This is a genomic window from Streptomyces sp. NPDC001678 (assembly GCF_042892945.1).
Taxonomy (GTDB): domain Bacteria; phylum Actinomycetota; class Actinomycetes; order Streptomycetales; family Streptomycetaceae; genus Streptomyces.
The window spans coordinates 286,881-299,205 of record NZ_JBIAUP010000011.1 but is presented as its reverse complement, the minus strand read 5'-3'; the positions used below and the strand labels follow the sequence as shown (position 1 = coordinate 299,205).

The following is a 12,325-nucleotide window of genomic DNA, read 5'->3' as shown; positions in this document are numbered from 1 at the left end:
TCTCGGGATGGCTCCCCACCATCCGCGCGACCTCAGCATCCGGACGTCCCCGCTCGAACAACTCGACCGCGCGCATCCGCCGGGCCTCCGCCAACTGCGGCCGCGTCAACGGCGGAACAGACGCTGCGACAACAACAGACTGAGGCTCAGAAGGCACACCAGCATCCTCGCACTGTTACAGCCTCTGCACCCACAGAACTAACGAAAGACTCAGTAGGGGTTGTCTCCCAGTAGTAGACGTTGTCCTGCCGGGTGGCGAAGGCATTGAGGCCGGCGGGTATCGCGGTGCGCAGATACATGACGGTCAGCAGTCCGGCCACGGCGGTGACGGCGAGGCCGGACAGCCCCAGCGTCTGGCGCCACGACGGTACCCAGCGCCTGAACCCCGTGCGGCCCGGGCGGGGATAGGCGGGGCGGAACCGTGACCCGACGGGCGGGGCTTCCCGTGTCCGGGGCCGAAGTACGTACAGGCGGGGGCGAATGCTCACTGGACCGTCCGGCAACGGGGAAGGGGCCCGGCCGCCAGGGGAAGAGCGGCCGGGCCGGTACGGGGGTGGGGTGGGTCAGCTGAGCGCGGAGGCGCAGGTGGTGGGGGTCGCGTGCGCCGGGTCGAGCGCGTTGGCCACCTCGTGGAAGGCGATGCGGTCGATGGTGCCGATCGCGGCGTGCTCGGAGACGTCCCACTTGCACAGGTTCTGGAGCTCGATGTTGCGCACGTTCGGCCCGGACAGGAACTGGGTCCTGTAGGGCGTGACCACCTCGTCGTACTTGGTCGCGATGACCGTGTACTTCACACCGGGCACGGTGTCACCGCCGGCGTTCAGCTTCTTCATGAACTCCGAACCCACCAGCTGGTCCTCGACACCCGGCATCGTCAGGGAGACGACATTGCGGGCGCCCGGCACGGCGTCGATGAGGCGGGACATCCCCGAGACGGTGGTGCCGTGGTTGGAGGGCGCGATGCCCACGAGCTTGTCGACCTTGTCGGCGCCGCCCAGGAACTTGAGGTAGTAGCGCGGCAGGGCGCCGCCGCCCTGGGAGTGACCGACCAGGTCTGCCTTCTTGGCACCCGTGGACTTGAGGACCTTGTCCACGAACTCCGAGAGCTGGTCGGCGGACTTGGCGATCGGCCCGATGCCGTGGACGAGCGGCACGCCGGCCTGCTGCCCGTAGTCCAGGGAGTAGACGCAGTAGCCGCGCTGGACCAGGTAGGGGGCCGCGAGGAGCCAGTTGTCCCATGAGTTGGCGAACGTACCATGTGCCAGGACGACGGGGTTGGGGTGGGCGGCGGACGGCTTGCAGGACCAGTTGTTCCAGCCGCTGGTGACGGCCTTGTCCGCCTGGGCGGCGGCCGGGGCCGCCGACGCGGAGGCGGTTCCGAAGGACAGGGCCAGCGCCAGCGCGGAGACGGTGCCGGCGAGGACGCGGAGCGTTCTTGCGCGTACGGACATGGGGCTACCTCGCAAGTGGGGGATGAACCAAGTGGGGGATGGACTTCGTGTCGGACGGCGGGTCAGTTGAGGAACGAGGCGCAGGTGGTGGGGGTCGCGTGCGCCGGGTCGAGCGCGTTCTTCACCTCGTTGAAGGCGACGCGGTCGACCAGGCCCAGCGCGACGTGCTCGGAGACGTCGAGCCTGCACAGGTCCTGGACCACCACGTTGCGCACGTTCTTGCCCGAGAGCTGCTGCGACTTGTAGGGCGTGGCGATCTCGTCGTACTTGGTCGAGATGACCGTGTACTTCACTCCGGGCACGGTGTCGGGCTTGGAGTTGAGCTTCTTCATGAACTCGGAGCCGACGATCTGGTCCTCCAGCCCGGGGAGGGAGAGGGACAGCGCCTTGCTCACGCCGGGAACCTTGCGCGCGAGGGTGCCCAGCCCGGAGGCGGTCGTGCCGTGGTTGTCCGGGGCCAGGCCGATGAGCTTGTCGACCTTCGAGGCGCCGTTCATGAAGTTGAGGTAGTAGCGGGGCAGGGGGCCGCCGCCCTGGGAGTGGCCGACGATGTCCACCTTCTTCGTGCCCGTGGACTTGAGGACCTTGTCCACGAAGACGGACACCTCTCCGGCCGACTTGACCAGCGGCCCCTGGCCGTTGAGCCCCGGCATGTAGGGCAACTTGCCGTAGTCGAGGGAGTAGACGCAGTAGCCCTCCTTGGCCAGCGACGGGGCCGTGAGGAACCAGGTGTCCAGCTGGTTGGCCCAGGTGCCGTGGAGGAGGACGACGGGGTTGGGATGAGCGGCGGACGGCTTGCAGGACCAGTTGTTCCAGCCGCTGGTGACGGCCTTGCCTGCCGGTGCGGTCTTCGCGACGGCCGGGGCGGCGGGCGCGGAGGCGGCGACCGCCGTCACGGCCAGGGCCAGCACCGAGGCGGTGCAGGCGAGGGCGGGGACGGATCTCTTGTGCGGGGACATGGGGGTACCTCACAGGGTGGGGGTGGGCAGGAGTGGGGAGTTGCTCGACCGGGGAGTTACTTGACCAGGGACGTCCAGTCCGGGGACTGCGCCGGGTCCAACTGGCGCATCCTCTGAAGGACCTGGGGGTCCTGGACGTCCAGCCAGTCGGCGAGCTGTTTGAAGGTCACGCAGCGCACGCCGTCCCGCGTGCAGACGGACTTCACGACGTCCTCGACGGCCTTCATATAGATGCCGCCGTTCCAGTCCTCGAAGTGGTTGCCTATGAACAGCGGCGCGCGGCTGCCGTTGTAGACGCGCTCGAAGCCGTTGAGATAGCCGTCGCGCGTCAGCTTGCGCCACTGCCCGTACTTGGCCGGATCGCCCTTGGTGTTGTCACCGGACTGGTTGTAGAGGAAGTTGAAGTCCATGGAGAGGACCTGCTGCTCGGTCCCTGGGTAAGGGAGGAGCTGCAGCGGGAAGTTCCAGATGCCGTCGTTCTTCGACGGCCAGAGCTGGAAGTCGCCGGGTGAGCTCGCGTCGTAGCGCCAGCCGAAGGACTTGGCGGCCTTCAGCAGGTTCTTCTGGCCCTCCAGGCAGGGGGCGCGGCCGCCCGCGAGTTCCTTCTTGTAGTCGAAGGGCAGTGGGGGAAGGTCCTTGTATCCGGTATTGGTCTTCCAGTTCTGAACGAAGGAGTAGGACTGCTCGATCTCGCTCTTCCACTCGTCGACGCTCCAGTCGCCGCCGCCCTTGGTGCCGCAGAAGTGCCCGTTGAAGTGCGTGCCTATCTCGTTGCCCTCCAGCCAGGCCCCGCTCAGCTGTTCCAGGGTGTCCCGGATGTGCTGGTCGGTGGCGTACGAGATCGCCATCTCGCCGCGCTTGTGCCGCGGCGGCCGGTACAGCGACGCCTTCGACCTGGGCAGCAGATAGGTGCCGGTGAGGAAGAACGTCATCCGGGCGTTGTTCTGCCTGGCGACCTCACGGAAGTGCGAGAACTGCTCGTCGCCGCCCTGGAGTGCGCCGTCCCAGGAGAACACCACGAACTGCGGTGGCTTCTCGCCGGGTTTGAGCTTCTCCGGCTTGGGCTGGTGTGGCTGCGGGCCGGTGGAGGACGTCGAACCGTCGCCCAGGATCCGTACCTTTCCGTCCCACTTCTCCCCCGTCTCCGCCACGCTCGACGCGGACGGAGCGGGGGCCTGCGAGGCGGACGAGGGACGGGCGGAGGGAGGGAGCGCGGCCCTCGTCCCGCCCCCACCGGATCCGCAGCCCGACAGCGGCCCGAGCACGAGGGCGGTCCCGGTCACCAGGACCACCGCGCCGCGCGCCGTACGCATCAGGTGCGGTACGCGTACCACTTGGTGAACGGCAGCGTCACCGAGAGGCTCAGCATCGACCGCCGGTAGGTGTCGAAGGAGTGGTACGTCAGATACGGGGTGCCGAGAGCGTCGCGGTAGGTCACCAGCATGGTGTGGTCCTTGGACCCGTCACGGTCGAAGTCCGCCTGGAGGACGTCCCCGACCTCCATCTGGTAGACGTACTTCAGCGGCTTCACCCGGTTCGAGTTCAGCGCGAACCAGGACCACTCGTTGACGCCGGTCCAGGAATCCGACTGGGTATCGGACCCGTACCACCACTTCGTGTAGTCGCCGGCCTTGCCGGGGGCGTGCTTCCAGCCGCCGGCCTTCAGCGCCTGGCTGACGAAGTTGGTGCAGTCGCCGCCGTTGCCCAGCGGGTACTTCCGGTAGGCCGGGTTGTAGTTCTTCCAGTACTTCTCGGCGTAGTCGGCCATCGCCTTGTAGTCGAGACCGGTCGCCCTGTTGTCCTTCGGCAGCCGCTTCACGAACGGCCAGACACTCGCCTCGGGGGCGTTCGGCATGTCGCCCGCGCCCGCCGTGGCCTTCGCCTCGGGTGCTGTCGGCGCGGGTGCGTTGATCTGCGGTATCTCGTCCAGGTTCTTGATGCCGGCCAGCTCCCACGCCCCGTTGCCGGTGGCGGTGAAGCTCAGCTCGTGGTGGGCCTGGAAGCCGGTGGTGCCGGGCTCGTCACCGTGGATCTTCTCGTAGGTCAGCTGCGTGGTCTCGGTCACCCGCACCGTGGCCTTCTTGCCGGCGGCGCCGGCCCGGTCCACCGTGACCCGGGTGTCGCCGGCGGAGTACGCCTCGCCCAGGGCCTTGAGCTTCGCCCTGCGCTGACGCAGCTCGGTCACGACGGTCTTCTCCGAACGCGCCGTCGCGGACGAGAGGCGCGCCTTCTTCGTGGACGGCGCAGTGGCGTGCCCCTTCACCTTGCCGTCGACGATCGCCGCTGTCCGGTCGGTGAGCACGACACCCGCGATACGGCCGAGGGTTTCGGCCGTCGTCTTGTCCACGTCCCCGGGCCGGGCCTCCGCCCTCGCGGTGGACGCCGGCACCAGCGCGGCCGACACCGCCAGGGAGGCGACCACCCCGGCAGCAGATCTGAGCGTCAATGATTTCACAGGAACCCTTTCTCCGTCCGGCTGTTTTCTGGCCGGGCAGCAGGATCCTCGCATAAAGATCCGGAATAGCAACCCCGGAACCGGGGAAAATTTCCACGCGGAATTCCACTCGAATCTGACGCACAGTCAACTATCCAGGATTTTCACGCCGATTGGGCCCGGAGGTGCGGCTGGTACGGACTAATTCTGCGGAAATTCCGTAACCGCTGCGGGCTTGCCGCAATTCATTTGCGGGTTTCCCGCAAACCACACCGATACGACCATTGATGTGATGTACACCATTCACGGAAGAATACCGAACGGGGTATTCCATTCATGCTTCACCGTGCAATGATCCAGCCAGGCCCGCCGGGAAGTCGGGCCGCATTCTCTCCGTGCCGGCCGTTGACCGTCGCGCACCTCCCCGCTCATCTCACCGGCACCGACAGCGGCGTCCCTCCGGCCCGGGGCGTCCGACGCTCCGCGCGTCCCCGGTGCTCCCGAACAACCTCCTTGCCTCTCTCCTGCCTCCCGGAGTGCCCGTGTCCACAGAAACCATCCTGGGCGTCAGCCCGTTCGGCGAACCCGATCCACGTCTGGTTGCGGCTGTCTGCCGGGCCGGCGGTCTGGGCGTGCTCGATCTCGGAAGGGGCCGGCGCCGCGCGGCCCGCGAGGCCCTCCGGCTGGTGCGGCAATGGGTGCCGGGCCCCTTCGGGGTGCGCGTCGGGGCGGGATGCGCGCTCGGGCCCGACGACCTGGCGGCCGACGGGGGCGTGCACACCGTACTGCTCGGCGCGGATGCCGAATTGGCCCCGGGCGACCTCGCCGGCCGGCACCGCGTCCTGGTCGAGGTCACCGACCACGAGTCGGCCCTGGCGGCCGCGCGGGCCGGGGCGCACGGTCTCGTCGCCCGCGGGAACGAGGCCGGCGGACCGGTCGGCGAGCTGAGCACCTTCGTCCTCCTCCAGCAGCTGGTGGCGGACCCCGGACTCGGCCTGCCGGTCTGGGCCTGCGGTGGCATCGGGCCGCGCACCGCCGCGGCTGCCGTCGTCGGCGGTGCGGCAGGCGTCGTCCTGGACACCCAGCTGGCGCTGCTCGACGAATCCGGCGTCCCGGAGCAGGTGGCGGCCGCCGTCCGGGCCATGGACGGCTCGGAGACCGTGGTGGCCGCCGGCCACCGGGTGCTGCGCCGCCGGGGACCGGACGCGCTGCCCCTGCCGGACGACCCCGACGAGGTCGCCCGGCTGCTGGGCACGGACGATCCGCGTACCCGGCTGCTCCCCGTGGGCCAGGACGGCTTCCTCGCCTCCTCGTTCGCCCGGCGCTGGGGCGACGTGGGCGCGGCCGTCCGCGGCGTCACCGCCGCCGTCCGGGAGGCCGTGCGCGACGACGCCGCCGCGGAGGCGCTGCTGCGCGGCTCCCCGATGAGCCGGGCGATGGGCACCGCGCTGCCCATCGCCCAGGGACCCATGACCAGGGTCAGCGACCAGGCGCGGTTCGCGGCCGCCGTCGCCGGCCATGGCGGGACGCCCTTCATCGCGCTGGCCCTCGCCGGGCCGCTGGAGACCCGGACCCTGCTGGAGCAGACCCGCGACGAACTGGGCGAACTCCCTTGGGGCGTGGGCGTCCTCGGCTTCGCGCCCGCGCACATCAAGGCCGCGCAGCTGGAACTCGTCCGGGAGATCCGGCCCTCCTGCGCCGTCATCGCGGGCGGCCGGCCCGCGCAGGCGGCCGAGCTGGAGGCGGCAGGCGTCGACGCCTTCCTGCACGTGCCCTCGCCCGGGCTGCTCCGGCAGTTCCTGGACGCGGGCGCGCGCAAGTTCGTCTTCGAGGGCTCGGAGTGCGGCGGCCATGTCGGACCGCGGAGCAGCTTCGCGCTGTGGGAGGCGCAGGCCGATGTGCTGGAGGAGTTCCTGGACACGGTCGAGGGCGCGGACCCCGCGGAGCTGCGGGTGTTCTTCGCCGGTGGCGTGCACGACGAGCGGTCGGCCGCGATGGTGGCCGCGCTCGCCGCGCCGCTGACCGCCCGCGGAGTGGCCGTCGGAGTGCTCATGGGCACCGCGTATCTGTTCACCGAGGAGGCGGTGGAGCGGGGTGCCGTGCGGCCGGTGTTCCAGCGACAGGTCCTGGCAGCACGGCGGACCGAGCTGCTGGAGACCGCACCCGGCCACGCCACCCGCTGCGTGAGCAGCCCGTTCACGGAAGAATTCCGCCTCACCGGGAAAGAGTTGCGAAAGAGCGGTGTCCCGGAGCGGCAGGCGTGGGAGCGGCTGGAGCAGCTCAACATCGGGCGGCTGAGGATCGCCAGCAAGGGCGTGGAGCGGACCGGCGAATCGCTCACGGAGGTGGACGAGGCCCGGCAGCTGACCGAAGGCATGTTCATGGCCGGCCAGGTGGCCGTGCTGCGGGCCGCGGTCACCACCGTCCCCGAACTGCACGCCGCCGTCAGCGCGGAAGCCGCCGGCTTCTTCGTGGCGCGCGCCCGGCGGCTGCGCGAGAGGTTCCGCCAGGACGCCCCGGAACGCGCCCCGGCCCCGCTCGACATCGCCGTGGTCGGCATGGCCTGCATGTTCCCCGGCGCGCCGGACCTGGCCGCCTACTGGGCGAACGTGGTCGCGGGCGCCGACGCGGTCGGCGAGGTGCCACCGGAGCGCTGGGACCCGGAGCTGCACTACGCGCCCGACGCGGACGGCGCCCGCACGGAGTCGAAGTGGGGCGGCTTCCTGCCGGACATCCCCTTCGACCCGCTGCGCTACGGCATCCCGCCGGCCTCGCTCGGCAGCATCGAGCCGGTGCAGCTGCTCGCGCTGGAGGCCGCGCGGCGGGCGCTGCGCGACGCCGGCTACGAGGAGCGTCCCTTCGACCGCTCCAGGGCGTCGGTCGTGTTCGGGGCCGAGGCGGGCAGTGACCTGTCGAACGCCACCACTGTGCGCGCGGTGCTCCCCGCCTATACAGGGGAACTGCCGCCCGGGCTGGACGAGCAACTCCCTCGGCTGACGGAGGACTCGTTCCCGGGCATGCTGGCCAACGTCATCGCCGGGCGGATCGCCAACAGGCTCGACCTGGGCGGTGCGAACTTCACCGTGGACGCGGCCTGCGCCTCCTCGCTGGCCGCGGTGGACGTGGCGTGCAAGGAACTGGCCTCCGGCACCAGCGACCTCGTCCTGTGCGGAGGCGCGGACCTGCACAACGGGCTCAACGACTATCTGCTCTTCTCCTCGGTGCACGCGCTGTCCCCGACCGGCCGCTCCCGCACCTTCGACAGCGCGGCGGACGGCATCGCGCTCGGTGAGGGCGTCGCCTGCGTCGTGCTCAAGCGGCTGGCGGACGCCGAGCGGGACGGTGACCGTGTCTACGCGGTCGTCAAGGGCGTCGGCAGTTCGAGCGACGGCAGGTCCCTGGGGCTGACCGCACCCCGCCCGGAGGGGCAGCGGGCGGCGCTGGAACGGGCCTACCGCCATGCCGGGATCTCCCCGGCCGAGGTGGGTCTGCTGGAGGCGCACGGCACCGGGACGGTGGTCGGCGACCGTACCGAGCTCACCACGCTCACCGAGGTGTTCGCCGAGGCCGGGGCGGCTCCGGGCGGATGCGCGCTCGGCTCGGTGAAGTCCCAGATCGGGCACACCAAGTGCGCGGCCGGACTGGCCGGTCTGATCAAGGCGGCCCTGGCCCTGCACACCGGGGTCAGGCCGCCCACGGCGCAATTGACCCGGCCCAATCCGGCCTGGGAGGCGCGAAGCAGTCCGTTCGCCTTCCACACCGTCGCCCGCCCGTGGGCGGCCGCACCCGGTGAGCGGGTCGCCGGGGTCAGCGCGTTCGGCTTCGGCGGCACCAATTTCCACGTGGTGCTGCGCGGGCACGCGGCGGGGCCTCCGCCCCGGCACGGGCTCGACGCCTGGCCGGCGGAACTGTTCGTCTTCCACGGCGCCGACCGGGCGGAGGCCGCCGGGGAGATCGACAGGCTGCTGGAGCTGGTCGCGCGGAACGACCGGCAGGGCCGTTCCTGGCGGCTGCGCGACCTGGCGCTGAGCGCCGCCCGGCGCGCCGACGCGTCCGGGAAGCCGGCCTGGGCGGCAGTCGTGGCCCGTGACCTTGAGGAGCTGCCCGGGCTGCTGGGGCGGGCCCGGGAGGGCGAGCACGATCCCCGGGCGGGGATCTTCGGCGCGGGGCCGGACGGATCAGCCGGGCCGGACGGGCCGGGCGGATCGGCCGGGCCGGGCGGTGAGGTGGCGTTCCTCTTCCCCGGCCAGGGCAGTCAGCGTCCGGACATGCTCGCCGAGTTGTTCATCGCCTTCCCGGAGGTCCAGCGGCATCTGCGGACCGGCCACGAGTGGGCGGACGTCATCTTCCCGCCGACCGCCTTCGACTCCGGCGCCGAGGAGGCACGGCGCGCCCGGCTCACCGACACCAGGGCCGCGCAGCCCGCGCTGGGCATCATGGGGCTGACCGTGTCCGAGCTGCTGGGCCGGGCCGGTGTCCGGCCCTCGACGGTGGCCGGGCACAGCTACGGCGAACTGGTCGCGCTGTGCGCGGCCGGGGCGTTCGAGCCGGAGACGCTGCTGGAGCTGAGCGCGGCGCGCGCGGAGGCGATCCTGGCCGCCGCCGGCGCGGAGCCGGGGACCATGGCCGCCGTGGCGGCCGGGCACGAGGACGTCGCCGAGGAGCTGCGGGCGGCCGGGCTGGCCGACCGGGTGGTGGTCGCGAACCACAACGCACCCCGGCAGAGCGTGATTTCCGGGCCCGTGGAGGCGATCGACGCGGCGGTGCGCCGGCTGCGCGAGCGGGGCCTGGGCACCAAGGCCGTGCCGGTGGCGTGCGCCTTCCACAGCCCCCTGGTGGCCCCGGCGGGCGAGCGGTTCGCCGAGGTTCTCGCCGCCCGGCGGGTGACCGCACCGGAGATACCGGTGTGGGCGAACCGGACGGCTGCCGCCTACCCCGGGCGACCGGACGACATACGGTCCGAGCTGGCGGCCCAGATCGGTTCCCCCGTGCTCTTCGCACAGCAGATCGACCGAATGTACGAGGCCGGTGTGCGGGTCTTCGTGGAGGCCGGGCCGGGTTCGGTGCTGACGGGCCTGGTGGGCCGGATCCTCGGCGACCGTCCGCACATAGCGGTGGGGTGCGAAGGCCCCGAAGGCACCGGACTGCGCGGTCTCCTGAGCCTGCTCGCCCGGCTCGCCGTCGCCGGCGTCCCCGTCCGCACCGGCTGGACGCACCGCGGGCGCGACAGCGTCGAAGCCGTCCTCGGGGGCTGCCCCGACCGGCCCGGCTGGATCGTCAACGGGCACCTGACGCGCACCAGGGACGGCGGCCTGCTGCCCGGTTCGCTCGCACCCGCCCGACGTATACCGATGGAGGAGATGACAGTGGTCCGGGCCCAGGACGGTGGCACGGCGGACGACCGTGACCGCATGGTCCACGAATTCCTGTGCACCAGCCGCGAGCTGGTCGCGGCGCAGCGCGACGTGCTGCTGACGTATCTCGGCGGGGCGGCGGGTGTGCCGCCGGTCGCGCCGGCGGCGGCAGCGGCCACGCCGGTGCCGGCCGCGCTCCGGCCGGCCGTGCCGGAGCCCGCTCCCGCCGCCGATCCTGCCGCCGCTCCCGTGCCGTCCCCGGCGGCGGCACCCGGGGCACCGGCGGACGTGCTGGCGACCGTGCTGGACATCATCAGCGAACGCACCGGCTATCCCCTCGACATGATCGAGCCCGGTCTCGACCTGGAGGCCGACCTGAGCATCGACTCGATCAAGCGGGTCGAGATCGTCGGCGAGCTGGCCGCACGGCTGGGCTTCGGCGCCGACCGGACCTCCCTGCCCCGGCTCGACGACGCGGAACTGGAAGCGGTCTCCAAGGCCCGTACGGCGTCCGGCATCGCCGAGCTGCTGGAGGAGCGGCTGCCCGGCGGGGGAACGGCCCCCGCGCCGCGGGCCCCCGCCCCCGCGGAGGGCCCCGGGCCGGTCGTCACCGGCGAGGTGCCCGGCAGGCTGGTGCTGCGCAGCGTCCGCCTGCCCTCCCCCGACGGGAACTTCGCGATACTGGAGGGGACACGGTTCGCCCTGCTGGGCGGTGCCGGACCGGTGCCGGACGCGCTGGCCGCCCTGCTGGCCGCCCGCGGTGCGCAGACGGTCGTCCTGCCGCCGGACCACATGCTCACGGACGAGGACGGCCCGCTGGACGGGGTGTGCCACCTGGAGGCGCTGTCGCGGGACGGCGGCGGGCCGCTCCTGCCCGGGGCCTTCCCGGTGTTCCAGGCCGCGCTGCGGCGCGGGCCGCACTGGCTGCTCGCGGCGGCGCCCGCCGCCGACGCGGACGTCCCCGCCGGGACCGACGGACGGGCGGACGGGCTGCGCGGCATGTTCCGGACCGTCGCGCGGGAGTACCCGGACACCCTCGCCCGGTTCGTCGAGCTGGCCCCGCGGCTGACGGCCGCCGAAATGGCGGCCGCGCTGGTGGACGAGTTGACGGCCGAGGAGCCGGCCCCGGTGGTACTGCGGTCGCCGGACGGCGTCCGGTCCGGCCTCGAGACCGCGGCCGCCGGCCTCGGCGCGCTGGGCGACCGCGGCGCGGGCCCGGCCGGGGACGGTACGGCCGAGGCGGCCGCCATCGGCCTGCGCCAGGACGCGGTGGTGCTGCTGATCGGCGGGGCCCGGGGCATCTCCGCCCGGATCGCCGCGACGCTGGCGGCGGCCTCCCGCTGCCGGATCGAACTGGCCGGCCGGACCGCCCTGCCGGACGAGCCCGAGGACCTCGAGGACGCGGCCACCCGGCAGGCGCCGGACCGGGCCGCGCTGCGGACCGTCCTGGCCGACGGCGTCCTGCCGGAAAAGGGGGAACGCTCCCCGGCCGGCATCGAGCGGGCCGTCTCGGAGATCCTCGCCCGCCGGGAGGTCCGCCGTACCCTCGACACCCTGCGGGATCTGGGCAGCCCGGCGCGCTACCGCACGGTGGACGTCCGGGACCCCGAGGCGGTGCGACGCCTGGTGGCCGACGTCCACGCCGAACACGGCCGGCTGGACGGCGTGGTGTACGCGGCCGGGATCATCGAGGACCGGGTCCTGGCCGAGAAGGACCCCGAGTCCTTCGGCCGGGTCTACGGCACCAAGGTCGACGGCGCGCGCACCCTGCTGGCGGCGCTGGACGAGCTGCCGCGGACTCCCCGGTTCGTCGTGTTCTTCGGCAGCGTCGCGGCCGTTCTCGGCAACCGCGGCCAAGCGGATTACGCGGCCGCCAACGACGCCCTGCAGTCCCTCGGCAGCCGGTGGGCGCGGAAGTCCGCGTCCCGCGCGCTGACGGTGCACTGGGGGCCCTGGGCGCCGGACGGGGAGCACGCGGGCATGGTGACCCCCGAGCTCGCCCGGGAGTACGCGCGGCGCGGTGTCGGGCTCATCGACCCCGAGGAGGGGGCGCTGTGCCTGCTGCGCGAGCTCGCCTGGGGCGAGGAATCCACCGACGCCGTGGTCTACACCGCGACGGGCCGGTGA

General features: G+C 72.3%; 5 protein-coding genes. 1 reads left to right on the top strand and 4 read right to left on the bottom strand.

From position 1 onward, the window contains the following. Nucleotides 1-563: 563 nt before the first annotated feature. The 4 genes from ACFYZR_RS23765 to ACFYZR_RS23750 form a co-directional block, all read right to left on the bottom strand. Nucleotides 564-1,451 carry an esterase/lipase family protein gene (locus ACFYZR_RS23765; protein ID WP_391913414.1) on the bottom strand — a complete coding sequence of 296 codons (888 nt, stop codon included), beginning with the start codon at nucleotides 1,449-1,451 and terminating at the stop codon, nucleotides 564-566. A gap of 62 nt (nucleotides 1,452-1,513) precedes the next feature. Further along, nucleotides 1,514-2,410 (bottom strand): esterase/lipase family protein, encoded by an 897-nt coding sequence (locus ACFYZR_RS23760; RefSeq protein ID WP_391913412.1) that lies wholly within the window; start codon nucleotides 2,408-2,410, stop codon nucleotides 1,514-1,516. 56 nt (nucleotides 2,411-2,466) lie between these two features. Beyond that, entirely contained in the window at nucleotides 2,467-3,723 is a 1,257-nt protein-coding gene (locus tag ACFYZR_RS23755; protein ID WP_391913431.1) for a hypothetical protein, read from the bottom strand. Next, on the bottom strand, nucleotides 3,723-4,865 hold the full coding sequence (locus ACFYZR_RS23750) for an amidase domain-containing protein (RefSeq protein ID WP_391913410.1): 1,143 nt from the start codon (nucleotides 4,863-4,865) through the stop codon (nucleotides 3,723-3,725). Before ACFYZR_RS23750 ends, ACFYZR_RS23755 begins: the two co-directional genes overlap by 1 nt. Nucleotides 4,866-5,386: 521 nt before the next feature. Between ACFYZR_RS23750 and ACFYZR_RS23745 the strand changes: the two genes are divergently transcribed. Beyond that, nucleotides 5,387-12,325, top strand: a complete 6,939-nt coding sequence (locus ACFYZR_RS23745; protein ID WP_391913407.1) for an SDR family NAD(P)-dependent oxidoreductase — start codon at nucleotides 5,387-5,389, stop codon at nucleotides 12,323-12,325.

Bases quoted from the DNA above. Each gene is read 5' to 3' on its own strand.
- ACFYZR_RS23765 (WP_391913414.1), bottom strand. From the start codon at position 1,451: ATGTCCGTACGCGCAAGAACGCTCCGCGTCCTCGCCGGCACCGTCTCC.
- ACFYZR_RS23760 (WP_391913412.1), bottom strand. From the start codon at position 2,410: ATGTCCCCGCACAAGAGATCCGTCCCCGCCCTCGCCTGCACCGCCTCG.
- ACFYZR_RS23755 (WP_391913431.1), bottom strand. From the start codon at position 3,723: ATGCGTACGGCGCGCGGCGCGGTGGTCCTGGTGACCGGGACCGCCCTC.